Origin of the sequence: Mycobacterium dioxanotrophicus (genome assembly GCF_002157835.1) — a bacterium.
In the GTDB taxonomy this organism is placed as follows: domain Bacteria; phylum Actinomycetota; class Actinomycetes; order Mycobacteriales; family Mycobacteriaceae; genus Mycobacterium; species Mycobacterium dioxanotrophicus.
The window spans coordinates 795331-821686 of record NZ_CP020809.1; the positions used below are offsets into that span (position 1 = coordinate 795331).

General features: G+C 67.1%; 23 protein-coding genes and 2 pseudogenes. 10 read left to right on the plus strand and 15 right to left on the minus strand.

What is annotated here, in order from left to right:
• Window positions 1-19 precede the first annotated feature (19 nt).
• From BTO20_RS03715 to BTO20_RS03730, 4 genes and pseudogenes are all read right to left on the minus strand, one after another.
• Window positions 20-3122: pseudogene (locus tag BTO20_RS03715) on the minus strand (MMPL/RND family transporter).
• 124 nt (window positions 3123-3246) lie between these two features.
• Window positions 3247-3672, minus strand: a complete 426-nt coding sequence (locus BTO20_RS03720; RefSeq protein WP_087073500.1) for a DUF6188 family protein — start codon at window positions 3670-3672, stop codon at window positions 3247-3249.
• Window positions 3673-3745: 73 nt separating this feature from the next.
• Entirely contained in the window at window positions 3746-4306 is a 561-nt protein-coding gene (locus BTO20_RS03725; RefSeq protein WP_087073502.1) for a TetR family transcriptional regulator, read from the minus strand.
• Window positions 4307-4365: 59 nt separating this feature from the next.
• A complete protein-coding gene (locus tag BTO20_RS03730) occupies window positions 4366-4878 on the minus strand; it encodes a PaaI family thioesterase (RefSeq protein ID WP_087081559.1) in 513 nt (170 codons plus the stop codon).
• A gap of 144 nt (window positions 4879-5022) precedes the next feature.
• On the opposite strand from BTO20_RS03730, the pseudogene BTO20_RS03735 reads away from it, so the two are divergent.
• Window positions 5023-5253, plus strand: a pseudogene (locus BTO20_RS03735) (TetR/AcrR family transcriptional regulator); the annotation flags it as partial.
• Between the two features lie 67 nt (window positions 5254-5320).
• Here the strand turns inward: BTO20_RS03735 and BTO20_RS03740 are convergent.
• The 3 genes from BTO20_RS03740 to BTO20_RS03750 are packed head-to-tail and all read right to left on the minus strand — an operon-like array spanning window position 5321 to window position 7789.
• Window positions 5321-5620 carry a hypothetical protein gene (locus tag BTO20_RS03740; RefSeq protein ID WP_087072533.1) on the minus strand — a complete coding sequence of 100 codons (300 nt, stop codon included), beginning with the start codon at window positions 5618-5620 and terminating at the stop codon, window positions 5321-5323.
• The gene (gene istB, locus BTO20_RS03745) at window positions 5610-6398 is read right to left on the minus strand and encodes an IS21-like element helper ATPase IstB (RefSeq protein ID WP_087072468.1); all 789 of its coding nucleotides are present in this window, start codon (window positions 6396-6398) and stop codon (window positions 5610-5612) included. Before istB ends, BTO20_RS03740 begins: the two co-directional genes overlap by 11 nt.
• 26 nt (window positions 6399-6424) lie before the next feature.
• A complete protein-coding gene (locus BTO20_RS03750) occupies window positions 6425-7789 on the minus strand; it encodes a Mu transposase domain-containing protein (protein WP_087073504.1) in 1365 nt (454 codons plus the stop codon).
• On the opposite strand from BTO20_RS03750, the gene BTO20_RS03755 reads away from it, so the two are divergent.
• Entirely contained in the window at window positions 7712-8371 is a 660-nt protein-coding gene (locus tag BTO20_RS03755) for a TetR family transcriptional regulator (RefSeq protein ID WP_408632153.1), read from the plus strand. The two genes, BTO20_RS03750 and BTO20_RS03755, sit on opposite strands and share 78 nt — an antisense overlap.
• On the opposite strand, the gene BTO20_RS03760 is transcribed toward BTO20_RS03755, so the two are convergent.
• From BTO20_RS03760 to BTO20_RS03780, 5 genes are all read right to left on the minus strand, one after another.
• Window positions 8328-8777 carry a DUF6262 family protein gene (locus BTO20_RS03760; RefSeq protein WP_087073506.1) on the minus strand — a complete coding sequence of 150 codons (450 nt, stop codon included), beginning with the start codon at window positions 8775-8777 and terminating at the stop codon, window positions 8328-8330. The genes BTO20_RS03755 and BTO20_RS03760 overlap by 44 nt on opposite strands.
• Entirely contained in the window at window positions 8774-11005 is a 2232-nt protein-coding gene (locus BTO20_RS03765; protein ID WP_087073508.1) for a tyrosine-type recombinase/integrase, read from the minus strand. The genes BTO20_RS03760 and BTO20_RS03765 overlap by 4 nt, the downstream gene beginning before the upstream one ends.
• Window positions 10992-12194, minus strand: coding sequence for a tyrosine-type recombinase/integrase (locus BTO20_RS03770; RefSeq protein WP_198344246.1), 1203 nt, complete (start codon window positions 12192-12194; stop codon window positions 10992-10994). Before BTO20_RS03770 ends, BTO20_RS03765 begins: the two co-directional genes overlap by 14 nt.
• 22 nt (window positions 12195-12216) lie before the next feature.
• Entirely contained in the window at window positions 12217-13461 is a 1245-nt protein-coding gene (locus BTO20_RS03775; RefSeq protein ID WP_087073510.1) for an ImmA/IrrE family metallo-endopeptidase, read from the minus strand.
• A gap of 61 nt (window positions 13462-13522) precedes the next feature.
• Window positions 13523-14233 carry a hypothetical protein gene (locus tag BTO20_RS03780; protein ID WP_003882610.1) on the minus strand — a complete coding sequence of 237 codons (711 nt, stop codon included), beginning with the start codon at window positions 14231-14233 and terminating at the stop codon, window positions 13523-13525.
• Window positions 14234-14580: 347 nt separating this feature from the next.
• On the opposite strand from BTO20_RS03780, the gene BTO20_RS03790 reads away from it, so the two are divergent.
• From BTO20_RS03790 to BTO20_RS03810, 5 genes are read left to right on the plus strand one after another with little or no spacing between them, the layout of a single operon-like run.
• Window positions 14581-15351 carry a type II secretion system F family protein gene (locus BTO20_RS03790; RefSeq protein WP_087073514.1) on the plus strand — a complete coding sequence of 257 codons (771 nt, stop codon included), beginning with the start codon at window positions 14581-14583 and terminating at the stop codon, window positions 15349-15351.
• Window positions 15348-15923 carry a type II secretion system F family protein gene (locus BTO20_RS03795; RefSeq protein ID WP_087073516.1) on the plus strand — a complete coding sequence of 192 codons (576 nt, stop codon included), beginning with the start codon at window positions 15348-15350 and terminating at the stop codon, window positions 15921-15923. The genes BTO20_RS03790 and BTO20_RS03795 overlap by 4 nt, the downstream gene beginning before the upstream one ends.
• Before the next feature lie 27 nt (window positions 15924-15950).
• The gene (locus tag BTO20_RS03800) at window positions 15951-16154 is read left to right on the plus strand and encodes a DUF4244 domain-containing protein (protein ID WP_087073518.1); all 204 of its coding nucleotides are present in this window, start codon (window positions 15951-15953) and stop codon (window positions 16152-16154) included.
• Window positions 16155-16204: 50 nt separating this feature from the next.
• Window positions 16205-16477, plus strand: a complete 273-nt coding sequence (locus BTO20_RS03805; RefSeq protein WP_087073520.1) for a TadE family type IV pilus minor pilin — start codon at window positions 16205-16207, stop codon at window positions 16475-16477.
• On the plus strand, window positions 16467-16826 hold the full coding sequence (locus BTO20_RS03810) for an Rv3654c family TadE-like protein (RefSeq protein WP_269770326.1): 360 nt from the start codon (window positions 16467-16469) through the stop codon (window positions 16824-16826). The genes BTO20_RS03805 and BTO20_RS03810 overlap by 11 nt, the downstream gene beginning before the upstream one ends.
• Here the strand turns inward: BTO20_RS03810 and BTO20_RS03815 are convergent, their stop codons facing one another.
• Both BTO20_RS03815 and BTO20_RS03820 read right to left on the minus strand, forming a co-directional pair.
• The gene (locus BTO20_RS03815) at window positions 16827-17852 is read right to left on the minus strand and encodes a PAS domain-containing protein (RefSeq protein ID WP_087081565.1); all 1026 of its coding nucleotides are present in this window, start codon (window positions 17850-17852) and stop codon (window positions 16827-16829) included. It abuts the gene before it with no gap.
• A 298-nt stretch (window positions 17853-18150) separates the two neighbouring features.
• Window positions 18151-20457, minus strand: coding sequence for a DEAD/DEAH box helicase (locus BTO20_RS03820; RefSeq protein WP_087081567.1), 2307 nt, complete (start codon window positions 20455-20457; stop codon window positions 18151-18153).
• 415 nt (window positions 20458-20872) lie between these two features.
• Here BTO20_RS03820 and BTO20_RS03825 point away from each other — a divergent pair, with 415 nt between their 5' ends.
• The 3 genes from BTO20_RS03825 (at window position 20873) to topA (ending at window position 24688) form a co-directional block, all read left to right on the plus strand.
• Complete coding sequence (locus BTO20_RS03825; RefSeq protein ID WP_006243848.1) at window positions 20873-21076, plus strand: cold-shock protein; 204 nt, start codon at window positions 20873-20875, stop codon at window positions 21074-21076.
• Between the two features lie 98 nt (window positions 21077-21174).
• A complete protein-coding gene (locus BTO20_RS03830) occupies window positions 21175-21768 on the plus strand; it encodes a hypothetical protein (protein WP_087073522.1) in 594 nt (197 codons plus the stop codon).
• A gap of 103 nt (window positions 21769-21871) precedes the next feature.
• Window positions 21872-24688 (plus strand): type I DNA topoisomerase, encoded by a 2817-nt coding sequence (gene topA / locus BTO20_RS03835; protein WP_087073524.1) that lies wholly within the window; start codon window positions 21872-21874, stop codon window positions 24686-24688.
• A 14-nt stretch (window positions 24689-24702) separates the two neighbouring features.
• On the opposite strand, the gene BTO20_RS03840 is transcribed toward topA, so the two are convergent.
• Window positions 24703-26325 carry an adenylate/guanylate cyclase domain-containing protein gene (locus BTO20_RS03840; protein WP_087073526.1) on the minus strand — a complete coding sequence of 541 codons (1623 nt, stop codon included), beginning with the start codon at window positions 26323-26325 and terminating at the stop codon, window positions 24703-24705.
• Between the last annotated feature and the right edge of the window lie 31 nt (window positions 26326-26356).

Here is a 26356-nt window from a genome sequence, read left to right on the forward strand (position 1 = left end):
CCGGAATTTGTTGGCGGTGTCAGGTTGTGGCGGTGGCGGTGGCGGTGGCTGGTTGCGGTGTGGGTGTGGGGTGTGTTGTGGGTGTGGTGGGGCGTTGTGGCCACCAGCTGGCTTGGCGGAGCAGGGTGGCGATGGCTGGGACGGTGAGGGTGCGCACGAGGAAGGTGTCCAGCAGCAGTCCGCAGCCGATGATGAGTCCGGTTTGGATCATGATGGCCACCGATCCGATCATGAGGCCGAACATGCTGGCGGCGAAGATGAGGCCGGCGGAGGTGATGACTGAGCCGGTGGTGGCCACGGTGCGCAGGACGCCGACGCGGATGTTGTGGGTGGATTCTTCGCGGAGTCGGGATACGAGCAGCATGTTGTAGTCGGCGCCGACGGCGACGAGGATGATGAACGCTAATAGTGGTACGGGCCAGGCGATTTCGTGGCCAAGGATCCATTGGAAGACGATGACACCGATACCGAGTGAGGCCAGGTAGTTCAGCACGACGGTGCCCAGCAGGTACAGGGGGGCGATCAGGGCGCGCAGCAGGGCGATGAGGATGAGTCCGACGATGACCAGGGTGGCGATGGCCAGTTGGGTGAAGTCGGCTGAGAGCAGGCGTTGGATGTCGGAGTTGACGGCGGGGAAGCCGGCGACGGAGACGGTGGCGTGGTCCAGGGAGGTGTTGGGTCGTGCGGTGTTGGCGATGTCGGTGATCTGGCGGGCCAGGTTCATCGCCTCGCCGCTGTAGGGGTCGGTGCTGGTGTCGATGGCGAAGCGGGCGGTTTTGCCGTCGGGTGAGAGGAAGTGTTTGGCGACGTCGGCGAATTGGCGGTTGTCGAAGGCTTCGGGGGGCAGGTAGAAGCCGGTGGCGGCATCGGATCCGGCGGTGGCGCGGGCGGAGTTTTGCAGTTGGGCCGCGATTTGACTCATCCCGGACAGCATTTGGATGTTGCTGTCGGCCAGGGCGTGCACGCCGGTGGCCAGGGCGCGTGCGCCGGAGGCCAGTTGGCTGATGCCGTGTTGGAGTCGGCCGATGTTGGCGGCCAGGTTTTCGGGGTTGCCGAGGGTTTTGAAGGCGTTGTTCATGGCGGCCACGCTGTGTTGCACTTCGGTGAGGGTGCCGGTGACGGTGGCGTTGGTGGCCGGGTTGTACTGGTCGCCCAGGGTGGCGAGTTGGGTGAAGAATCCGTTGTCGCGCAGGGTGGTCAGCACGGTGACCTGGTCGCGGATCTGGGCGCATTGTGGGGTGGTCACACACCACGGTGAGGTGTTGAGTGCGGTGACGAGCGGGTCGAGGGCTGCGATGGCGTTCTGGGCGCGTTCGGCCAAGGGCCGGATGCCGGGGCCGGCCTGGATGGCGGTGTCGACCTCGGGTGCGGTGGCTGAGAGTTGTTGCAGCAGCGGGCCGAAGCGCTGCATGCTCTTTCCGGCGGTGCCGGCTTGGGTGAGTGCTCCGCCCAGGGGGGTGAGCGCGGTGCGCACGGTGGTGTCGAGTTGGGCTAGGCCGTCGGCGAGTTGGTCGGCGCCGTGGGTGAGCTTGTCCAGGTCGCTGCGCCGGTCGTTGCCCTGGGCCACCGAGTCGGCCATCTTGTCGCCGATTTGTCCGTTCTGCCAGGACAGTTGGGCTTGGTCGAGGCGTTGCCCGGCCGGTCGGGTGACCCCGGAAACACGTGTCACGGACGGGATTTGGGCGATGCGCGAGGCCATCTCGTCGAGGTCGGCCAGGGTCTTGCCGGTGCGCATGTCGGTGGGGTTTTGCACGACGAGGAATTCGGTGATGACGACGTCTTTGGGGAAATGGCGGTCCAGCAGTTGATAGCCCTGGTTGCTGGCGGTGGTGGCGGGTTGTCCTTGGCGGTCGTCGTAGCTGATGGTCATGGTCGCCGCGGCCGCCGACAGTGCCACCAGGATGGTCAGGCTGATGACCAGCAGTGGTACCGGGCGGCGCACTACGGCCACGGCCACGCTGTTCCAGTAGCGGCGGGTGCGGTCGGGTTTGGGTTCGCCGATGCCGCGGGTTGCGGCCAGCGCCAGCACCGGTGGCAGCAGGGTCACGGTGGCGGCGAATCCGACGGCCACGGCGACCGCGCAGGCCGGGCCGAGTCCGGCGAACACGCTCAAGGTGGCGAACACCATGGCCAGAAAGGCCAGGGCCACGGTGCCCGCCGAGGCCAAGATGACCCGGCCGATGCTGGCGGTGGCTGCGATGACCGCCTGATCGGCGGGCACCTGGGCGCGGCGTTGTTCGTGGTAGCGGCTGATCAGAAACACGGTGTAGTCGGTGCCGGCGCCGAGCAGGATCGCGGTCATGAATGCCACGGTGAACTGCGAGACGGGCATACCCAGTTCCCCCGAGTGCTGAGAGCACCCCACGCCCGACGGCCAGGCTGATCCCGATCACCAATAGCGGCAGCAGTGCGGTGAACACCGACCGGTACACGATCAGCAGGATCAGGGCGATCAGCGCGGCGGTGGCGATCGAGATGAACACCAGGTCGTGCTCGGCCGAGGCGATCTGATCGGCGAACGTGGCCGGTGGCCCCGTGACATAGGCCGTGGTGGATGTGTTGGCGAACGCCGTGTCGGTGAGGTCGCGCACGGCTTGCACGGATTCGGCCGCGGTGGGATCCCCCCGAGGGTGCCGGCCACCCCGACCGGCAGATACCAGGCCTTGCCGTCAGCGCTGACCGCCTGGGTTCTGGTGAGCGGGTCGGCCAGCAGATCCTGGACCAGCAGCACATGGTCGTGATCGGCGCGCAGTCGCCCCACCAGATCCTGATAGCGCAGCTGATTATCGGCGCTCAGGCCGGCCGGGTCTTCCATCGCGACGAACAGCATCGTCTTGGACCCCTGCTCACCGAAGGCCGCACTCATGCGGTCTACGGTCTGAAACGACGGCACATCCCCGCGGGATCAGATCGACCGACTGTTGGCGCACCACCGTCTCCAACTGCGGGAACAGCAGCGCCAGCACCACCGCGGCCGCGATCCATCCACCGATCACTAATGCCTTGTGGCCCACCGTGAACGCCGCGAGCCGACCCAGCCGGGCGCTGTATTCCGAGGATCCGGACAGATCGACTCCCCGCCGCCCACGGGAGGGCGTAGCCCCCTCGGTTCGATCGCCCATCCGCACGCCTCCCACAGAAACGAAACTATCGGTATCGCTACGATACTAATAGTCCCACACGGGGATCGGAAGGGTCGCGCCGATCTTTCGGGCCATGGTTGCGGCCGGGGGCGTCGGGGGTGAATTAACTTGCGGCGTCGTCAGATTCGTCGTCGGGCAGGTCGTGGCGCACCACCCGCACCCGCCCCCGGGGCAGGCATGCCATGTAGCCGTGGCGTTTGCCGTAGAGCTCCCAGGAGGTCGCGGCCTCCTGCGGGGCGACATCGATGCGATGGCCGCGGGAAAAACCCAGGTGCAATCCGCCGTCCTCGTCGCACCACGCCCCCGTGCACACCGCGCCGGCCAGGTCCAGCAGTGGACGCTGCTGGGCTGAGACGTTGCCCGGGTCGATGAGGACCTGCTCTTCGGGATAAGACGGTCCGATCGGCGGCAGGGTCAGCGGGATCGGGGTGGCGATCACCAATTCGTTGTAATCGTCGAGGTCGAGCACCAATCCGTCGCGCAACGAGACACGCTGAACGGTGCACCGCTCGATCCAGGGGGTATGCATGCCCGGCTCCCTTCGACACGTCATTGTGTCGCTTTATGGTACTGGGAGTAGCGCAGCGATACTACTAGTCTCGCTAACCGGTGGCGCCGGGTCCGGATGTCAGCTGCCGGGCGGTCCGGTCGATGCGCTCGCGGGCCTGGCCTGCATCGATGCGGCCGCTGATGACGGCGATCAGGTTGGCCAGCCACACGTCGGCGATCAGGCTGGCCACGTCACGGTCATGTGCGGTGGGTGCGGGCCCGCCCAGGGCGCGGGCCAGCATGTCCTCGATCACCGCGACAGCGTGCTCGATCGCGCCGGTGGCCTCGGTGTCGGCCACGACGAACGCACGCACCATCGCCTCGGTCAGGTGCGGGTTGGCCTGCCAGGCCGTGTGCAGGTGCGTTGTCAACCGCCCCAGCCGGGCCTGCGGCGCCAGATCACCGGTACTCCAGTCGAATTCGGTGTCGAGACGTTCGAATTCGCGGGCCAGCACCGTCACCAGCAGATGACTTTTGGATCGGAAATGCCGATACAGGGAGCTGGCGGCAATGCCGGCCTGCGCGGCCACCGCACGCATCTGTACCCCGTCAAAACCGTGTGCTGAGGCCACCGCCCACGCGGCATCCAGGATCGCCTCGCGCCGTGCCAGCACCGCGGCCGCCGGCCGGCGCGGGCGCCGAGCTCGGCTGCGGGGTGTCGCGGTGGGTGCGCTCATCGCGACCGCGACCCCGCGTCGGGGCCGCCGTAGCGGGTCAGCTCGGCGAACAACTCCCCGAAACCGCTGATGTCACCGTGGGCGGCGAAATGGGCCGCATCCACCGTGATGAACACCGCCGAGGCGGTGAACCGGGTGACACCGTCCACACCGACCCCCACCCCCTCCACATGCAGGGCCCGGCCCTCGCGTGCGGCGATCCGCGCGGTCAGCCGATGCGTGCACCCCAACGGCACCGGCTGCAGATAGTCCACCGTCAAACGGCGCGTCACCGCCGGGGTGGCCGCGATCCACAACGAAAAACCCAGCACGTCATCACACGCCGCGGCGATCGCACCACCGTGCGCGAGCCCGGGCGCGCCGATATGACGCTCATCGAACACCAGATCAGCGAACACCTCATCACCGCACCGAAACACCTCCAGCTGCAAACCGTGCGGATTGTCCGGCCCGCAGCCCATGCAGGTCGGCGTGTGCGACGGCAACCGCTGCGGCTGATCAGCACCCATCACGGCCTCCTCACACCCGGGCAGCCCCGCCACCGCGTCCCGACCCGGGACCGCCGGTACTAGCAGTTTCGCTGCGATACTATCGGTACCATAACCGGGAGAGCGGCCGCAATGCACCGACGAGGCAACACACCAGGAGGTCAGGTGGGGACAGAACCCGCGGCGGCACCCGACGACGAGGACGACGTCGACCCGCGCCGCACCCGATCGCGCACCCGGCTGCTCGACGCCGCGGCCAACCTGCTCAAAACCGGTGGGATCGAAGCCGTCACCATCGACGCGGTCACCAAAGCCTCCAAGGTCGCCCGCACCACCCTCTACCGCCACTTCAACAGTTCCTCACAACTGCTCGCGGCCACCTTCGAACGACTGCTTGATGGCGCTAAAGAAGACTGCCCAGAGATGCTAAGCGAAATTGCCCAGTTGGCTTGAGTGGCTAAGGTTAGCAGGTTCGTCGTTGCAGGGGAACGATTGTGCCGTCGCCGGGGGTGCTGGGGCGGGCAGCTTCTGGAGTGGTCAGCAAAGCGACGATGGTGATGGGTTCGCCGCAATGCGGGCAGGAACGGGTGGCGGCCGGCTGTGGGGCGGGTGGCCGGGCCTCGGTGACGGTGGCGGCGGTGTCGCTGTGTTTGCGTTGCTCCCAGGCGTGTTTGCGGCAGCGGTCTGAGCAGTAGATCTTGGTCGGTGTGGTGGCGGTGAATTCGGTCCAGCAGGCTTGGCAGGAACGGGTCTCAGCTGACATGGGCGGCGACCGCCTTACGCATCGTTTCGGCGGTGGCTTGGTGGTTGCGCAGCCGGTAGCTGGGTCCGTCGATACCGACCACGGTGGCGCGGTGCAGTAGCCTGTCCAACATGGCGGCTGCGACGGTGGCGTCTCCGAAAGCGGTTGCCCAGTCAGCGATCCCAACATTGGTTGTCAGAATCGTACTCGACTTCAGATACCGTTGGTTGATCACCTGGAACAACGCGGATGCCCCATCGCCGGGCAGCGGAAGGTAGCCAAGTTCGTCAATCACCAACAGTTTCGGTCCGGCGAAGAACCGCATGCAGGTGTGCCAGCGGCCTTCCAGGGCGGCTTTGTGGCAGCGGGCCGCCAGGTCGGCGGCGGTGGTGAAATACACCCGGTGGCCGGCCTCGACCGCGCCGCGGGCCAACGCGACGGCCAGCATGGTCTTGCCGACCCCGGGTGGGCCGACGAACAGCACGTTGGCCGCGTCGTCGAGGAAGCGCAGACTGGCCAGGTCGTTGATCAGTTTGGCGTCGACCCCGGGCTGGGCGGCGAAATCGAAATCGGCCATGGTCCAGGGTTCGGGCAGACAGGCGAACCGCAACCGTGAGGTCAGCCGGCGGGCTTCGGTGGCGTTGACCTCGATCTCCAACAGCCGCTCCAAAGCGGCGGTCAGGGACAGGTTTTCGGCGCGGGCGGCATCGAGGATGCGGGGTAGCGCTTCGGCTGCGTCGCCGAGTTTCAGATAGGACAGATGTGCCCGGAGTTGTTGGTATCGGCGGGCTTCGCTCATCTGTGGGACGGTTTTGCTCAAGGGGGTTACTCCTGGTTCTGTTCGGTTGGATGGTGTTGGGGAACAACGGATAGCCGTGCTGCGGTCGCCGCATAGACGGCCAGATCGATCACTACCTTCTGGGCGGGATCGTTCGCCGGGGCACCACGCAGCCGCGCGGCCTCGGCAACGGCGGCCACCGAGGGCGGTCGCCGGGTCTTATGAGTGCAAGGCCTGGCCGTCGAGAACCCCGATAGCACTGCCTGTTCGAGCGCGACGACGTGACCGGCATCGCGCACCACCGCGCCGCTGCCGTCGACCGCGCGGCGGTGCGCGGCAACAACGGCTCCCGATGCCGTGGTCAATTGCACGGTGTCAGAGCCCAGGCGGTGGGTGACGGTCACCGTGGCCCCGGCCAGCCCCGGCGGCACCGAGTACTGATTGCCCCGCCAGGACACCAACGCTTGTGGAGTGACGATGCGGTGTTCGGTCAACTCGGCCGGATACGAACCCGTCGGCAGTGACCGTAGTGGTTCGGCATCGGCCAGGGCGCCGACGGTGGTGGCCTGCCCGTCGCGGCGCCGGCGGCGCCCGTCGAGCTTCACGCACAGCCGGTCCAGCGACGCCTGGGCTTGCTCGATCGTGGTGTCGTCGGTGACGGTGCGCCACCAGCGTTGGGCGGCAGCGTGATTGGACTTCTCCACCACACCCTTGCGGTTGCCCCGTCGTGGCGGGCACACATCGACGGCGACAGCGTAGTGTTTGGCCACCCCGGCGAACGCCGCGGTGATCCGGCCCGATTCGGGATGACATACCGTGGCCATCCGGTCGAACCGCCACCGCTGGGTGACCCCACCCAACCGGATGCTGACCGCCTCGATCGCTTCCACGACGTGCGCGAAGTCCTCGGCCGGGGCCAGCGCCCCGCGCCAGCGGCTCGAATGGGCCAACGCCCCGACCAGCAGGTGGGCATGCCGGTCAGCCGCCCACGATGCTGGTGGATCGGGCAGCTCGACCCAGTCCCACTGAGTCTCGACCCCGGGCGGATGATCGATGACCGCGACGTCGCGGCCCTTGACCGACTGACACGGCTCGCAATGCGGTCGCAGCCCCAGGTTTCGGATTGCCAGGGTCAGCGACGGATACGAGCCGGTAAAACCTAGCTCGACGAGTTCGTCGAACAGGGTTGAGGCCCACAGGTGCGGATCGTCAGCCAGGCGGATCCGGCAGTACTCGACGAACGGATCGATCACCAGCGGTTCAGAGCGTTGGCGTTGCCCGGGTACTCGTTCCCCAGCCAGATAGGCCCGAACGGTTCGGCGATTGATCCCGAGATGGCGAGCGATCGCCGATATCGACCAACCCTGCTCCCGAAGCGCATGCGCTTCCACATCACCCTCCAGCGACAGCAAACGACGGCCCTCCCATTCATCAGCGGAAACACAACTCCGCTGACGATGAGCAGAACCCCGACAAGCAGTCCGACGACACGCCGAACCACCGCTGCCAACTGGGCACTTTCAATTAGCGAGACTGAGCACTTTCACTTAGCGCCATCACTGCTGCCCCAAGTCATCGCGCCCGCCCCGACCAGCGGCACCCTGCGTGAGCGGCTCGTCGAACTGCTCTCGCGCCAAGCCGACCTGTTCGCCGAAGCGCCGCTGCACGTCACCACCTTGGCCTGGGCCGCGTTGGGCCCCACCGAAACGCACGACAGCGACAGCGATACCGGTCACCACGCCACTGCCAGCATGCTGCGCACCCGGGTGATCGAGCAGTACCGGCGGCCTTTCGACGAAATCCTGCACAGTCCCGAAACCTTCGACCAACTCGGTGAACTCGACATCGAACTGGCACTGTGCCAACTGGTCGGCCCCCTGGTCTTTGCCCGCATGACCGGCCTGCGCGCCATCGGCCACCACGACTGCACCCGCATCGTCGACGACTTCATCACCGCGCAAACCACGCAGCGACCCGCACAACCAGCCAGCTAGGGGTGGTGTCCGGGTGGGGTTTGCGGGCCAGTTGCCCGTGCAGGGTCGCGATGATGTGGTCGCGTTCGCGCAGTTGGGCTTTCAGGTCGGCGATCTGGGCGTCTCGTGCCTTCAGGCGGGTCCGTAGTGCGGTGATGATGCTGCTCTCGGTGTTGGTAGCCGGTGGTGGCGGTGGATCGGGGGCGGCGGCCAGCGGCTGGGTGGTGCGGATCTGTTCTCGCAGTTGGGGGCGGCGGTGGATGACGCTGCGTGACACTCCGGCGTGGCGGGCCAGGCTGCTGACGTTGATGTCGAGGCCCTGCTTGCGCATCTTCTTCAGGGCCCGATCGATACGGGCCTCGACGTCGGCGCTGCGTTTGCGGGCGCTGGCCTCAAGGGCGGTGAGGGAGGCGGGGGTGACGGTCATGCGGGTGTGTGAGGATCGGCTTTGCGCAGTGCTGAATCGTGCGCACCGCGGGTGGCCACAGGTTGCAGCGGGATGCGGTTGGCCGTCCCGGCCCCGGCGATCGCCTCCTGATGGGTGCGTTGATCTGCGGTCAGGCGGTCCAGGATGGCTTGCAGGGAATGCAATTCGCGCAGGCGTTGGGCGACCCATACGTTGTCATCGGTGAGTTCGCGGCCGGTGCGCCGGCGGTACTGCTGACGTCTGATCTCGACCAGCGCCGTGGTCTTGGCGTGCTGATCTTTGAGTTCGTCGATGTGGGTGGCGTCGGTGGCGAAATGCCCGCACGACAGACAGGCGTTGCCCTTGTCGCAGGTTTTCAGTGGCGGCAGCAGGCACACCCCGTTGGGCAAGACCCGGTCGGTGCGCACTGAGAGCTGGGTCATGTCCAACATGTCAGACGGGCTGATTCCGATGTCGGTGCCGTGAGCGCCGATCTTCTTGTGTTTGAGGAACTCCGCTTCGGCGGTCGCGGCCAGTGTCGCGGCATAACGCATGGTCATCTCGGGGCTCTTGTGGCCCAGGTAGCGCTGGACGACGTGGATCGGCACGCCGTCGTTGAGCAGTTCGGTGGCCCGGGTGTGGCGCAGCCGATGCGTTTGGGTGAACCGCAACGGGTTTCCCGCAGCATCGGTGAGACCATGGATGGCATCGAGCTTGTCCAGGGAGGCCCGATACGTCGCATACGGGCGGGGCCGGCGCCCGGCTAGGTTTTGTTTGACCGCGATGAACAGGTATTTCGGGGTGAGGCTGGGGTGGGTGTCGGCGAGCCAGCGCTGTTGCTCGGCGATGACGTTGACCACGGCCTGCTCGACCAGGATGGTGGGGATGACCCCGTCGACTTTGGTCTGTTGGTAGCGCAGTTTGGCCACGAACACATCGGGGTCATCGGTGGCGGTGGGCCGCGCCGCGCCGGGGATCGCTTCGAGCGGGTGGTGATCGAGCATGAGGATTTCTGAGGCCCGCCGCCCAGTCAGTGCTTGCAGCAGCCAGATCCGGGCGGCCTGGGGGTCGCCGAGGCCTTTGATCAGTGACACGGTGCCATCGGGATGGGTCACCGACACCAGGGCGCCCCGTTGGGCGGCGAGCACGTCGAGGTAGGCCAGCATCTGCTGCAGTTCTCCAGTGGAGTACCAGGTCAATTCCCGGGTGCGGTGGGCGCGGCGGGTGCGAAACGCCGGCCCCCACAACCGGGTGTGCGCCGCAGTTAGGTTCTCCCAACGCGCATCGCCGGTGGCTGCCGCGGCCTCGGGGGCATGGTCGAGCATGAACGTGTAGAAGCTCTGGATCTGAGATTGGCTGTCGCCGATCGCCGTGGCAGACAACGGCTTGTCATGTCGGGCAGCCGCGGCCGGGGAGCGCAGGTATTCGTTGTAGGTAGTGAAAATCAGGCGTAGCTGCGCCGGGTCATCGGATAAGACGGGATCGGTGTAGCCACGCGCGATCACGAATGCACCGAAATGGCGCGCCATCTCGCGGGCACGATCGACTGCCGAGGACCAGCGCAGCAACTCCGCATCCAGGCAGGTGCGCAGCCAAAACCGCACCCCTTCGCGAAGCCACGCTGGTTCGATCGCCCCGATGCGCACCGTCTTCTCGTGGCACGGTTCGTGTTCGCGTTGCGGGATCCGTGGATCGGCCCGCAGATCCCAGGTGTCATAGGCCCACCAGTCGATGGCGCTGGCCCGCACCGACACAAACAGGTGCAGATGCTCGATCAGGCCCACAATATTGCGGCGTGTGCCGCCGGCGGGCAGCCGCGCATTGCGCCGCTCGAACACCACGACCGCGTGGCGCACCATGTCGTTGACCGCCAGGTCGGTGATGCTCACCGGGTGGCGGCCGTGCGCACTGCGGTACTCGGCCGCGGCGGCGCTGATGGCCTGGGTGGCCCAGCGCAGCAGGGAATGCTCTATCTTGCGCAGCCCCTCGTGGTAGCACACCCACACCCACCAGGCGATCTCGTCGGCGAACCGCGCCGGTGTGGCCTGCGGGGTGAAGTCGTACACCCCAGCGGCCGCAGCGGGCGGCACATCGTTCTTGCGGGACAGGAACACCCGATCTGCCGGGGGCAGATGCACCTGATACGCCGGGCGGCGCCATTCGGCGGGCACCTGGGCCCACTGCGCCTGCCACACTGAGGCGTTGAGTTTCCCCGTGGGCCTGGCCAGGTGGCCCTCATTGCTGGCCATCGTGAAGCCCTTTCCAACCGGCGACATAGTTTTTCCACTCGGCCAGCGAGCGCATCGCCGCGTCCTGGGTGACCCAGCCGTAGGTGGACAGCGTGGTCTGCACATCGGCATGCCCCAGCCGCCGCATCACCACATGCTCAGGCACCCCCGCCAGCAGTAGCGCGGTGGCGTGAGTGTGGCGCAGCCAGTGCGGTGACCAATCCGGCGGCAGACTCCGATGCGCTGTGCGCAGGCCGCGGACCTTCTCGTAGACATTCTCCTGGCGCATCGGCGAAAACCGCGGCCCCCGTTGCAGATTGACGAACACAAAATGATTCGACAGATCCGCCACGGCCTGGTCGGCGTTCATCGCCACCAGCTGCCACACATACTCTGAATACAGTGCCTCCAGGTCATCTCCGACATAGATCCGCCGCGGCCCGGTCTTGACCCGAGCACCGTAGGGGTGATCTTGGCGCTCCACAATGTCGATCCACGGGGTCGCACCGGCGCCGATATGAAAATCGTTGTGCCGCAGCGATAAGGCCTCGCCCAGACGCATTCCCGTTTCAGCCAGCACAGCGAAAAACAACCGGTTGCGCACCCCGGCGGCCCCACCGGACCAGTCCCCGTCGCGCTGCACCGAGCAGCCATCGAGGATCGTGGCCACCTGGGCAGGCGACAAGACAGGGGTGGCCGATCGCCGCGGGGTGCGCACCGGGTAGATCGGATGCTCACCGTCGCGGTGGGGCCCGACGCCGTCGAGGAACCCGACGTAGCGGGTGTGGCGCCGCCAGCTGCCCCGCTGAGTGACCAAACGCCGATACGGCACCTCGGTGGTGCCGGCATCAGCGTGATAGCGATACATCGACAACACCGCAGCCGCCCGTGGCTGCAAAGAACTGGTCACCATCTTGGTCTCGGGGGCACCCAGGCGCGGTGTCCCGGGCAGATCACCAGTCCGCAGATACTGCAAGTACTGCCCGAACAGGGTGGTGGGGAAGTCATCCCAACGATGGCCGGTGTGCTCGAGCAGCGTGAACCACCGCGCCAACCCCGCGGCGTAGCCACGCACCGTGTGCGGGGACGCGCCCCCCTCACGCAGAAACCTCAGATACTCCGCAGCCGGGGCCACCGGCAGATGATCGGCGCCGACGATCGTGTAGGTGACAGGCTGGTCGGCAAAGATCACCCGCTGCACTCGCGCCACCGGCCCCCGACCCCCTTGTGTTTTAGCCGCGCCGGCTTCGCTGCCGCAACGGAATCACATTGCTGCCCGTACTGGGCGCCGCTGTCGCGGGTCCGACCGTCGCTCTGCCGCTGCCGGCCGCCACCCGCACCGCCGCCGCGCCCGGGGCGGCCCGCTGCCCGGCCATGAAGTCCTCCAGCAGATCCTGCGGCCACACCAAGTCATAGGGGGCCAGCATCGCCGCCGACCGCGCCGAAAACGCCATCTCCAGCCACTTGCTGATCAATCGTGGCCGCTCCACCTCACGGTCATTCCAGCCCGGCTCCACCCGACCCCACGTCGTATCGGTATCCGGATTGACCCGGGTGTAGAGCTGGCGGCGCAACGCCTCAAACCGCGCCCCAGTCAACAACTGCGAGGTATGCAGGTGCTTGATCAACGCCCCCAGCGACACACCCCACTTGGCTTTCACCGGCAACAACTCCGCCAGCGACGGGGCCCGCGACACTTCCTTGGCCAGAACCGCCGCCGGCGCCAACAACTCCGACGCGAACTGCGACGCCTGCTCCTCGCAGGCCTCGGTGACGCTGCCCGAGGCATGCAACACCAGATGACCCACCTCATGAGCCAGCGTCCAGCGGGTCCGTTCCCACGAATTCGATTGCCGCACAACGATCAACGGCCGGGTATTGAACTCCCCGACACGCACCGAATAACCCAAATGCTTGTCGATCTTGCCGGTGGAATCCCCGTCACCCAGGATCCGCCGTGACGAGGAGGTCAGCAACCGGCGCACCACGACCACCACACCGCTGCGCTCAATCTCATGCGTCAGGTACTCGATCGGCTGATCGTGCTCCAACCCCCAACTGGCACGCACCGCCGCAGCGGCCTGGGTCACCGCGGTGTCGATCGGAAGTATCGGCAACTTCACCGCAGGTAACTGAGTGCGGCCATTGAGCTCGTCGAGAAACTCCCCAGCCAATGCCGCGAACTGCGCCAAATACTCCCGCTCGGTCGCCGTGATCGACCGCGGCGCACGGAACAACAGATCCGACTGGTGCACCCGCGACGTCGGAGCGGTGGTGAAAAATTTCGCCGGGAACCGCAACACCGCCACCAGCCGGTCGAAATCCTCGATCGGCAACGCCGTCGTGGTCGACTTCTCCAACCGGTTCAGCCGAGAATGCTTCCAGCCCAACGCTTCCATCACCGCAGTGGCAGTCATCGCGCGCATGACCCGGGCCTGGTTGACCCGCAACCCATACACGTCCACGGTCGTCGTCATTGCGACCTCGATTCAACAGCCACCCGCCGACATTCGCATCGACCCCCGACACCACGACCCCTTAAGCCGGCTCCTCGGGATCCTCGCCCGTACCCAGCGCCGGCGGCTCGTACTCGCCGAAGTCGTCCCTGGGCCCCTGACCCTGCGCCGACGGAGTCACCAGCGGAGAGTCCGTGACCGGAGGCAGCGGCTCGGTTGCCAAAATCTGCACCCGCGACGCATTGTCCACATCCACCACGAACGCCAACACCGCCTCCGACAATCCCCACCCATCGTCGGTCGGCCACCACAGGGCGAAGATATCCGGTGTACCGGCCGGAGTCACAATCGGCGACGGAAACAACTGCGCCGGCTCGTCCTCGTCCAACAACATCTGCTCGTCGACCTGAGCCTTCGGCGGCCGCAGCACCCGAAGATCGCCCCCCGTTGGATGCGTCACCACCCGAACTCGCTCCCCGTGCAACACCTTCGACGGCCACCGTCGCGCACGAAAATCCATCCCCCGCGAATCGGCGATCTGCACCGACAACCCACTGCCACGAGAAGTCAACAACGTGTCCCCCGGAATCGGCTTGCGAAGCTCGCGCATCCTCAACACCATCTGGCGCACACACGTACAAAACGCCTGACCGTGAATATCCAACGGATCCTCGAACAACGGCTGCCACATCTGGCCAACCTTGGGGATCACCACCTCCAAGTCGTAACGCAGAGTCGCCAACGACGGCCCATGATCCGACACCGCCTTGCGCAACCGCTCCTGTAGGTTCACACGGCGAATTTCGCACACAAAAACAGAGAGCGCAAGCAACACGCCGCACCGGCGTGGCGAGAGGGTTGATATTGCTACGCACCATCTTAGGGTACATGTACCCGACGATAAATATGCAGTTCAACACGCATATTGTGCTCACAATATGTACTTAACTACTGATAACCGCGCCAGGTACTGCTGCACGTCGGCCGGGATCGCGAAGGGCGGCGCCGGCTCGCGGAGATCGCCGTGCTGCAACGCGGCGTCGACGGGGTTCTCGACGTGCGCACCGCATGGCACGCGGACGCCGGGCTGGCCACCGGCGCAGGCATTCTGCATCGGATGATCACCGAACGGGGTGTGGCGTGACCGCCGCAGCGCTGGCCCTCGCTGCGGCGCTGCTGGTGTGGCCCGCGGCGCCCCGGCGGATACGCGCGCTGCCCCGCCCGCCGCGGCGACGTCCGTGGGCATTACTCGTCCCGGTGCTGATCGTGCTGGCGTGGCTGGTGCCGATCCCGGTCGCGGTGGCGACAGGCGCGATGGTGGGCACTGTGACGCTGCGCCGTCATCGCCGAACCGTGCAGGGACGCCGAGCGGCCGAATCCGTTGCCCTGCAATCAGCGCTGGAGGTGTTGGTCGGTGAACTGCGCGTCGGGGCGCACCCGGTCGCCGCGTTCACCGTCGCAGCGCAGGAGGTTTCCGGCCCGGTGGCCGACGGTATGCGTGCCGTGGCGGCGCGGGCGCGGCTGGGTGCCGATGTCGCCGCCGGGCTCGACGATGTCGCCGTGGTGTCGCCGCTGCCGACGCACTGGCACCGGCTCGCGGTGTGTTGGCGACTGGCAGAGGCCCGCGGTTTGGCCGTCGCCACCCTGATGCAGACCGCTGCGCAGGACATCGTTGAGCGGGAGCGCTTTTCCGCACGGGTCACCGCCGCCCTGGCCGGTGCCCGCACCACCGCGGCCATGCTGGGCGGACTGCCGGTGATCGGTATCGCGCTCGGACAGTTGATCGGTGCGGAGCCTGTGGCGTTCTTGCTCGCTCCCGGCGCGGGCGGGTGGCTGTTGGTCATCGGAGTGCTGCTGGCGTGCGGCGGCCTGTTGTGGTCGGACCGGATCGTGGCCGGAGTGCTGAGATGAGCTGGGCAGCAATACTTCTGGCGGCCGCGCTGCTGGTGTCGGCGGATCGGCCCGTGACGCGGCTGCGGGTGCACCCGACGGTCGGGGAGCGCCGGCTGCCGCCGCGACCGTCGGCCGAGGACCCGCTGGCCGCGGCATCGACGTTCGAGTTGTTCGCCGCCTGCCTGTCCGCGGGCATGGCGGTGGCGAGTGCTGCGGCCGCCGCGGCGCCGTCGGCACCCGAACCGCTCGCCGGGTTGCTCACCCGTTCCGCCGATCTCCTCGCTCTGGGAGCGGATCCCGTGACGGCGTGGCCGAATGATGTCGGCTTGAAAGACCGCAATGCCGAAGCGCTGCTGCGGCTCGCGCGCAGGTCGGCATCGTCGGGTTCGGCGCTGGCCCGTGGAGTCGCAGAGTTGGCCGACCAGTCACGCCACGAAGCCGCGGCGGCAGCCGAGGCTGCCGCCGAGCGGGCCGGTGTGCTCATCGCCGGGCCGCTCGGTCTGTGCTACCTCCCGGCCTTTCTGTGCCTGGGAATCATTCCTGTCGTGGCAGGGCTCGCGGGAGACGTTCTGAGTTCAGGTTTGTGGTGACATCGGCACACATCGGGAGGAAACATCATGGCGGGAAAGATGATTGCGCAGATCCAGACGCGGTTGGCGGTGCTGGCGGTCGACGACGATGGCATGTCGACGGTCGAATATGCCATCGGCACGATCGCCGCGGCAGCCTTCGGAGCCATTCTCTACACGGTGGTCACCGGCGACTCGATCGTCACGGCGTTGACCAATATCATCAGCCGCGCGTTGAGTACCAAGGTCTAGGCGACCGTGGTGCGGTCACTGTCGAGGCGGCTTTCGCGATCGCGGCCCTGGTGGTGGTTCTTGCGTTGTGCCTGGCCGGCCTCAGTGCGGTGTCGATGCAGGTGCGCTGTGTCGACGCAGCACGGGAAGCGGCTCGGCTGGCAGCCCGCGGCGACGATCGCTCGGCCACCGAGGTGGCTCAGCGCATCGCTCCCCGAGAAGCCGTGGTGCAGTTGCGACGCGACGGCTCCCTGGTGGTGGCGCGGGTCAGCGTGGCCGCTGAGATGCCGGGGCTCACCATCGCCGCCGAGGCCGCCGCAGCGATCGAGCCAGGTGTGCGGTGACACCGGGTCGGCCAGCGTGCTGGCTGCCGCGATGATCGGTGTGCTCGTCACGTTCGCGGCGGCGGGTGCGAGTCTCGGTGCGGCGGTGATCGCGCGGCATCGGGCCCAGGCGGCAGCGGATCTGGGTGCGCTCGCGGCGGCGGGCGCGCTGATCGCGGGACCCGATGCGGCGTGCGCCCGGGCGGCCGCGGTCGCGTCGGCGATGCGCGCGACGGTGGCGCAGTGCCGGGTGGACGGCCTCGACGTGGTGCTCACGGTGCACGCCGAGGTACGGCTCGGTCGGTGGGGCGTCGGTCCGGCGACAGCCGCAGCGCGAGCGGGACCGAGTGAAACAGCCTCGGCTGCTTAGTTATTCGATGTCGTCCAGGTCGGCGGCGGCGATCTCGGCTTCGGTCGGCGCCCGCAGAGCCACCAGGCCGGCGAAGGTGCCTGGCTCGAGTTCGATCCGGTTGATCGTCAGGTGGATCGGATGCCAGCTGCCGTCGGTCGCGCGCATCCGAAGTACCGCAGCCGTCATGCCGCTGGCGAATTCCGTTGTCATCCTGGCCATGTGGCGCGTGTCGGTGGGATGTACGCGTGCGGGTCCACCGTCGCTGCTGCGCCAGTCGAAGAAAGGCGCCGGTTCATCGAGCCATTTCAACAACTTCCAGTTCTTGAGGTCGATCAGCGCACGATGCACACCGGGCCGCGCGAGGCCGTCGAGGATGCGTTGCGCCAGATAGTCCGCGGCGACCACGGTCCCGTCGCGCTCGCTGCGCCAGTTCATCGCCCGGCAGATCAGGTTCTCGGTGCCGTCGTCATCCGGCTCGTACGCGACGCGGGCCACGAATCCGACGGTGATCGGCTCGCCCCGGAAATCGGTGACATCCCACGTGGTGCAAAGGGTGTTGCCCGGTTCCGGTTTTATTGCCATCGACAACACTTTGGTTTCCCCGGCGTTGAGATCGCGGGTCGGCAGGTCGTCGGCGAACGCCCGCCCGTGCGTGGCCTCGGTTTCGGGATCCATGCCGCTGTTACGTATGGATTCCGCAGTATCGGTCGCGACGCCATTGGTCAGGTCCCATTTCAGCGGGCCCGGAATGGGGCGTTGAGGTGGCTCGACGTCGGGTGGACCGATCCAGACGTGCACGCCGTGAATCCGTCCGTCGGACATCTGCACCACTTCGGTGCGGATCACGCGGTCGTTCTTCGGCGTGATGCTGCTAAGGCCCTGACCAGCCCGCACGGTCGCCCCGATGGCACTCTGGATGGCCATCAAATTGGGGTTGCGGCGCAGAAAAACACTGATCGGAACGAGGTTCTTCGTCTGAGAACCTCGGGCGACCACGGCGGGCTCGCCACCCAGTGTCTCCACGAGCAGCCAGTCGTGGGTCATGGCGGGCATTTTACCGGTGGTTTCGGGGCCGGTTATCGCCCCAGCGGCAACGAAATCCGTAGCGGTCGGCGCCCGGATACCGCTATGGGCGCTCTTCCGGCGGGCAAGTGAGTTGCAAACATGAGTGGATTCAAGTACTTTGCCACTGCACCCGGCCTCCGGGATTGAGAACGGATCGCGTTGTCCGACCGTTCATTGCAACGTCTGTGTGTTCGGCGTGCCCGAACGTGGCAAAGAGATGTCGATCCGTGCAGTCGACCGTCGAGGGGTCGGTCGTCGTCGCGGTCGGGGGTCACGCTCAGGCATCATTCAGCGCGCCGAGCACCAGACGGAGTACCCGCACCGCGCCCGCTTTGTCGAGTGGATCGTTACCGTTGCCGCACTTCGGCGATTGGACGCACGAGGGGCAGCCGTGCGGGCACTCGCATGCCTCGATCGCCGCGGCCGTCGCGCCCCACCATGTGCTCAGCTGGCGGAATCCGCGGTCGGCGAATCCCGCCCCGCCCGGATAGCCGTCGTAGACGAAGATGGCGGGCAGTCCGCCGACGCCGGAAGGGCCCACCGCCGTTGACACTCCGCCGATGTCGCCGCGGTCGCAACTGGCGACCAGTGGCAGCAGGCCGATCGAGGCGTGCTCGGCGGCATGCAAAGCACCCGGAGTCGCCAGCATGTCAATCCCGTTGTCCTGCAATGCCTCCGGAGTGATGGTGCACATCACGGCCATGGTTTCCAGGGTGCTGGTCGGCATGTCGAGTTCGACGAAATCGATGACCTCGCCGTCGAGGCCCCGGCGGAGATAGCCGACCACGCTGTTGCTCACCGAAACCGGCACCAGGCCCACGGTGACGGGTCCGTAGGTGACCCGTTCGCCCTCTCCGGTGACGTTGATGTCGGTGATCTCGCGGGCGTAGGTGCGGTAATCGGGATCAGCGGCGTGCACGAACGCGATGCCGTCCTCGAATTCCAGTGAGTCGACCAGATAACTCTCGCCCTGGTGCAGATAGACCGCGCCCGGATGTATCGATGTGGCCGCCTGGCCCGCACTGGTATTGCCCAGCATCCGGCCCGTGTCGGACTCGAGGATGGCGATCTGCCCGCCGATGGAGCCGCGAATGTCCACTGCGGGATGCGGATCGGCGCCGGGAGTGGGGAAGTAGCCGCCTGCCCGTCGCCGCAGCAGACCGTCGTCGACGAGCGTCGCGGCCACCGCTTCGGCGTCCCACCGGCGTACCTCGGCGTCGGTCAGCGGGAGTTCGACTGCGGCGCAGAGCAGTTGGGGTCCCAGTACGTACGGGTTGGTGGGATCGATGACGACCCGCTCGATTGGCTTGTCCAACAGCGCGGCGGGATGGTGCACGAGGTAGGTGTCGAGCGGATCGTCGCGCGCGATCAACACGATCAATGCGCCCTGCCCGCGTCGTCCGGAGCGTCCGGCCTGCTGCCAGAAGGACGTGACCGTGCCGGGGAAGCCGGCCAGTACCACCGCGTCCAGGCCGGCGATGTCGATGCCGAGTTCGAGCGCGTTGGTGGTGGCCAGGCCGCGCAGCTGTCCGTCGGCCAGTGCCCGCTCGAGTTCGCGGCGGTCCTCGGCGAGGTATCCGGCGCGGTAGGACGCCACCCGCTCGGCCAGCTCCGGTGCGGTGTCGGCCAATCGGGTCCTGGCGCCAAGGGCGGTGAGCTCGGCGCCGCGGCGCGACCGCACGAATGTCAGGGTGCGGGCGCCCTCCTCGACCAGATCGGCCATCACCCGGGCGGCCTCGGCACCTGCCGAGCGTCGTACCGGAGCGCCGTTCTCACCCGTCAGTTCCGGTAGCAGTGCCGGCTCCCAGAGTGCGATGGTGCGGGCGCCCTGGGGCGACGCGTCGTCGGTGACAGCGGTGACCGTTTGACCGATCAACTCGGCGGCGGTGTCGGCGGGGGCAGAGGTGGTGGCGCTGGCGAAAATAACCGTCGGACTGACACCACCCGGCGCGTAGCGCTCGCACAACCGCAGCAGCCGCCGCAGCACCATCGCCACGTTCGATCCGAAAATACCGCGGTAATAATGGCATTCGTCGACGACGACGAACTTCAGATTGCGCAGGAACACCGCCCAGCGGGCATGGTTGCGCAGCAGCGACAGATGGATCATGTCGGGATTGGAGAAGATCCACCGCGACCGCTCGCGCGCGAAGCGGCGTACCTCGGTGGGGCTGTCGCCGTCATAGGACACCGGCGCGACATCCCGTAGCGCGGTGATGCTTTCGGTCAGCACATGAGCTGTGCGCAGCTGATCGTGTCCGAGGGCCTTGGTGGGGGACAAGTACAGCACCCGGGCGCGTGGATCGGTGGCCAAGGCCGACAGGATCGGCAGCTGGTAGGCCAGCGACTTGCCCGACGCGGTGCCGGTCGAGATGACCACGTGCCTGCCCTCGTGAGCGAGTTGAGCGGCAGCCAGCTGATGTGCCCAGGGTGCGGTGATGCCCTGATCATGGAACGCCCGCACCACATCTGGATGAGCCCACGCCGGCCATTCGGCCGGGTGTCCCTGACGCGGGGGCAAGTCGGCGACGTGCCGCAGCGGATGCTCGTCGGCGGGCGTGCCGTCGACCGCGCAGGCCAGCAGCTCCCGGCCGAACCCGTTACCCGATTGCTCCTCACGTCCTCTGCCCGATTGCTCCTCACGTCCTCTGCCCGATTGCTCCTCACGTCCGCGGCCGAAATCCGACCCGCGATCCGACACTCCGTGACCTCCTGAAACGTCCCCCGGGGCTACCCACCCGGCTCTGTAAACGAATTGTTCACCACACAGTGCACGTCGAGACTGTCGCACCAGCGGAGAACGTGATTGACTAACGACGGTCGCAGCTTCTGTGTTTGTCACTCGCACTCGCAGGATCGTCGTTGCGATCGCGGTTCCTGCGAGGGTTGTAGGTCGGGTCAGTTCCGACGACTCCACGAAGGTATGGCGGTCGGAACGGGCCCGGTACGCCGGAAGTCGGTGGACCGCACCCGGTAAGAAGAGAAGGAAAGAACGAGAGATGCCACAGGGAACTGTGAAGTGGTTCAACGCGGAGAAGGGCTTCGGCTTCATCGCCCCCGAGGACGGCTCCGCCGACGTGTTTGTCCACTACACGGAAATCCAGGGCAGCGGCTTCCGCACCCTGGAGGAAAACCAGAAGGTTGAGTTCGAGGTCGGCCAGAGCCCCAAGGGGCCGCAGGCCACGGGTGTTCGGGCAGTCTGAGCCAACCCAAACCTGAAAGGACACCCCCGCGACAGTCCCACACCGGACACCCGCGGGGGTGTTCTGCTTTCTGACGTCGGCTGGCCTACTGTCGATTTGTGAGCCAGCTGTCCTTTTTCTCGGCGGAGTCGGTGCCCCCTACGGTCACCGATCTCACGGGGTTGCTCGCCGGCCCGGGACAGATCGTGCTGGTGAACGTCGACGGGCAGCAGGCGGCCCGCATCTCCGTGGTGGTCGACGAACTCTGGCGGGCCACCGCGCTGGCCGAGATGATGCGCCAGGCTGGGCTGGCGCCGGAGATCGCGCGCACTGACGAGAACACGCCGCTGGTGCGCACCGCGGTGGATCCTCAGCTGCTGCCGATCGCCCGGGACTGGACCAGGGGCGCCGTCAAGACCGTTCCGGCGGTCTGGCTGCCCGGTGCGCGGGAGCTGCGGGCCTGGACGCTCGCGGCCGGGACGCCCGAGGCCGACGACCGCTACCTGCTGGGCCTGGACCCGCACGCACCCGATACGCACGCTGTCCTGGCTGCGGCGATGATGCGGGTCGGCATCGCCCCGACGCTCATCGGGACCCGCGGCTCGCACCCGGCGTTGCGGGTCAGCGGCAGGCGCCGACTATCGCGCCTGGTAGAAAACGTGGGGGAACCACCGCGGGAGCCTGCTGCGTTAGCGCACTGGCCACGTATTTAATGGTTGCCCATGGGGGAGCCAGTTTGCGTAGGCTCGCGCAGAATGCGAAATTGTCAGTTGCCCTGCACGTCGGGGCGTTGACAGAAGTGGAGCGTAGGCACAGTTGGCTGGCGACGACCCGAAAAGGGCCAGTAGCGGTAGGACCGGTAATGTCCGGCGACTCGTCATTGTCGAGTCGCCGACCAAAGCGCGCAAAATAGCCAGCTACCTGGGCTCCAACTACGTTGTGGAGTCCTCGCGCGGCCATATTCGGGACCTGCCGCGCAACGCCGCGGACGTACCGGCGAAGTACAAATCCGAGCCGTGGGCCCGTCTCGGGGTCAATGTCGACGACAACTTCGAGCCGCTCTACATCGTCAGCCCCGACAAGAAGACCACGGTCGCCGAGCTCAAAGGCCTGCTCAAGGACGTCGACGAGCTCTATCTGGCGACGGACGGTGACCGCGAGGGAGAGGCGATCGCCTGGCACCTGCTGGAGACGCTGAAGCCGCGCGTCCCGGTCCGGCGGATGGTGTTCCACGAGATCACCGAGCCCGCCATCCGCGCTGCCGCCGAAAACCCGCGTGACCTGGACATCTCCCTCGTCGACGCCCAGGAGACCCGCCGTATCCTCGACCGGCTGTACGGCTACGAGGTCAGCCCGGTGCTGTGGAAGAAGGTCGCTCCGAAGCTCTCGGCAGGCCGCGTGCAGTCCGTGGCGACCCGCATCATCGTCAACCGCGAGCGTGAGCGCATGGCGTTCCGCAGCGCGGGGTACTGGGACGTCACCGCCGAGCTGGACGCCAGCGTGTCCGATCCGGAGGCGTCGCCCCCCAAGTTCACTGCCAAGCTCAACACCGTCGACGGCCGCCGGGTGGCGACCGGCCGCGACTTCGACTCGCTGGGCCAGGTCAAGAAGCCCGACGAGGTGCTGGTGCTCGACGAGGCCGCTGCGTCCGGTCTTGCGGCCGGCCTGCGCGGGGCCCAGCTGGCCGTCAGCTCGGTCGAGCAGAAGCCGTACACCCGCCGCCCGTACGCGCCGTTCATGACCTCGACGCTGCAGCAGGAGGCGGGGCGCAAGCTGCGGTTCTCCTCCGAGCGCACCATGAGCATCGCGCAGCGGCTGTACGAGAACGGCTACATCACCTACATGCGTACCGACTCGACGACGTTGTCGGAGTCGGCCATCAACGCCGCACGGAACCAGGCCCGCCAGCTTTACGGCGACGAATACGTGCACCCGACGCCCCGGCAGTACACCCGCAAGGTGAAGAACGCCCAGGAGGCCCACGAGGCCATCCGTCCGGCCGGTGACGTGTTCCAGACCCCCGGTCAGCTGCATGCGCAGCTCGACACCGACGAGTTCCGGCTCTACGAGCTGATCTGGCAGCGCACCGTCGCCTCGCAGATGGCCGACGCCCGCGGTACGACGCTGTCGCTGCGCATCTCCGGAGCGGCCAGCACCGGCGAGCAGGTGGTGTTCAACGCCAGCGGCCGCACCATCACCTTCCCGGGCTTCCTCAAGGCTTATGTGGAGAGCATCGACGAGCTTGCCGGCGGCGAGTCCGACGACGCCGAGAGCCGGTTGCCCAACCTGACGCAGGGCCAGCGCGTCGACGCCGCCGATCTGACGGCCGACGGTCACACCACGTCGCCACCGGCGCGCTTCACCGAAGCCTCGTTGATCAAGGTGCTCGAAGAGCTGGGCATCGGCCGCCCGTCGACGTACAGCTCGATCATCAAGACCATCCAGGACCGCGGCTACGTGCAGAAGAAGGGCAGCGCCCTGGTGCCGTCGTGGGTGGCGTTCGCCGTCGTCGGCCTGCTCGAGCAGCACTTCGGCCGGCTGGTGGATTACGACTTCACCGCGGCCATGGAGGACGAGCTCGACGAGATCGCCAACGGCCAGGAGCGACGCACCAACTGGCTCAACAACTTCTACTTCGGCGGCGATCACGGTGTCGAGGGCTCGGTGGCCCGCGCGGGTGGGCTCAAGAAGCTCGTCGGTGTCAACCTCGAGGGCATCGACGCTCGGGAAGTCAACTCCATCAAGCTCTTTGACGATTCCGAGGGGCGTGCCATCAATGTCCGGGTGGGCCGCAACGGGGCGTACCTGGAGCGCATGGTCGAGGATCCCGACAATCCGGGTGAGCTCAAGCCGCAGCGCGCCAACCTCAAGGACGAGCTGACGCCCGACGAGCTGACCCTGGAGCTCGCCGAAAAGCTGTTCGCCACACCGCAAGAGGGCCGCGTGCTGGGTGTCGACCCGGCTACCGGGCACGAGATCGTGGCCAAGGACGGCCGGTTCGGCCCGTACGTCACCGAGATCCTGCCCGAGCCGGAGGAACCCGACGACGGCGCCGCAGGCGCGACGGCGAAGAAGGGCAAGAAGCCGACCGGCCCCAAGCCGCGCACCGGGTCGCTGCTGCGCTCGATGGACCTGGAGACGGTGACGCTCGACGACGCGCTGAAGCTGCTGTCGCTGCCACGTGTGGTGGGCGTCGACCCGTCGAACAATGAGGAGATCACCGCGCAGAACGGCCGCTACGGGCCGTACCTCAAGCGCGGCACCGACTCTCGCTCGTTGGCCAACGAGGAGCAGATGTTCACCATCACCCTCGATGAGGCACTCAAGATCTATGCCGAGCCCAAACGCCGTGGCCGCCAGGCCGCGTCGGCTCCACCGCTGCGAGAACTGGGTAATGACCCGGCATCTGGCAAGCCAATGGTGATCAAGGACGGCCGGTTCGGTCCGTACGTCACCGACGGCGAGACCAACGCGAGCCTGCGCAAGGGCGACGAGGTCGCATCCATCACCGACGAGCGGGCTTCGGAACTGCTGGCCGACCGCCGGGCCCGCGGCCCGGTCAAGAAGGCACCCGCCAAGAAGGCCGCGGCCAAGAAGGCACCTGCGAAAAAGGCTGCGGCCAAGAAGGCCTGAGCAAACCCGCGGGCTCACGCCCCAGATTCGGGCGAATTCTCCGATACGAGTTGGCGTTCGGCGTCGAGTTCGGCAGGCGTGACCAGGTTCACCGGGCGGGCCAGCTGAGTGGGTGCGGTGCGGCCGCGTAGTTCGACGATCTCGCACACGTCCCAGCACAGCGCTTCGGCGTCGAGTGCACCGCTGACGGCGATGGCCGAGGCCAGCACGTGGCCCTCTTCCATCTTGGCCAGCCCGGTCAGGCGGGCTGCTTCGTTGACCGGGTCGCCGATCACGGTGTACTCGAACCGGGCCTGCGCGCCGATGTGCCCGGCGATCGCGCGACCGGCAGAGACGCCGATACCGAATTCGGTGTCGCTGCCGAGGACCGTGAGCAGTTCGTCGTGTAGCTCGCGAGAGGCCGCCAGCGCAGCGCCCGAGGCATCGGGATGTTCGATGGGGGCACCGAAGATGGCCAGCGCGGCGTCACCCTGGAACTTGTTGACGAAACCGCCGTGGCGGTTGACGGTGTCGACGATCACCCGGAAGAACTCGTTGAGCAGGTTCACGACTTCGGCGGCCGGAATGGTCGATGCCAGATGGGTGGAGCCCACCAGGTCGACGAACAGCACCGCCACGTCGCGTTCCTGGCCGCCGAGCTCGGTGCCGCGTTCGAGCGCCCTGCGGGCGACGTCCTCGCCGACGTAGCGACCGAACAGATCGCGTAGGCGCTGCCGTTCGGCCAGGTCGCGCACCATGTCGTTGAACCCGGCCTGCAGCAGGCCCAGCTCACTGGCGTCGTAGATCTGCATGTGGGCGTTGTAGTTGCCGCGCTGCACCTCGCCGAGCGCCCAGCGCAGCTGGCGCAGCGGGTCGGCGATCGACATGGCCACCAGCACGGTGCCGGCCAAGCCGATCACCAGCGCAGCGACAGCGAGCAGCAGCAATGGGGTGGTCAGCTGATCCGCCGTCGCCGTCAAGATCGAGAACTTGCTGGCGACCAGGGCCAGCACGATCGACAGCAGCGGCACGCCGGTGGACAGCACCCACGTCAGCACCTGACGCAGGATGACGCCGGGTGCGTGGAAGTTCTCCGGCACGCCGCCGCGCAGCGCGGCGACCGCCACGGGGCGCAGCACGCGCTCGGACTGCAGGTAGCCGATGATGGCGGTGGCGGTGGCACCCAGTGCGGTGGCCACCGCGACCACGGGTGCCGACCGGCTGGCCACCGGCCAGCTCGCCACGATGAACACGACCGAACCCAGGCACCAGTTGGTAACGCTGATCAGCGTTCGGTAGAACGGCATCCGCAGTGCGCGGGTGCGGGCCAGCTCGGTGATGGCCGGGTCGCCGTCGGTCATCAGGGTGTCGCGGCGTTGCCAGCGGATGACCGGCAGCAGCAGGCGCAGGCTCAGGTAGGCGCCGACCGTGAACGCGATGAACAGGTAGCCGAGAAAGACCGCCAAGTTGGCGGCCGGTAGGTCTTGCAGCTGGATGCGATCCTCGGGCGGCAGACCGAATCGCAGGAAGCCGAGAACGAACAGCGCGCCGATGATGTCGGACTGCAGCATGCCCAGCGTGAAGACCGGCCAGGGGGTACGCGCGACCCATCGGACGAATGCGCTGATTCGCCCGATCGGGTCTGCCCCCGTGCTCACCCGTTCACCGTATCGGTCCCGGGGGACGTTC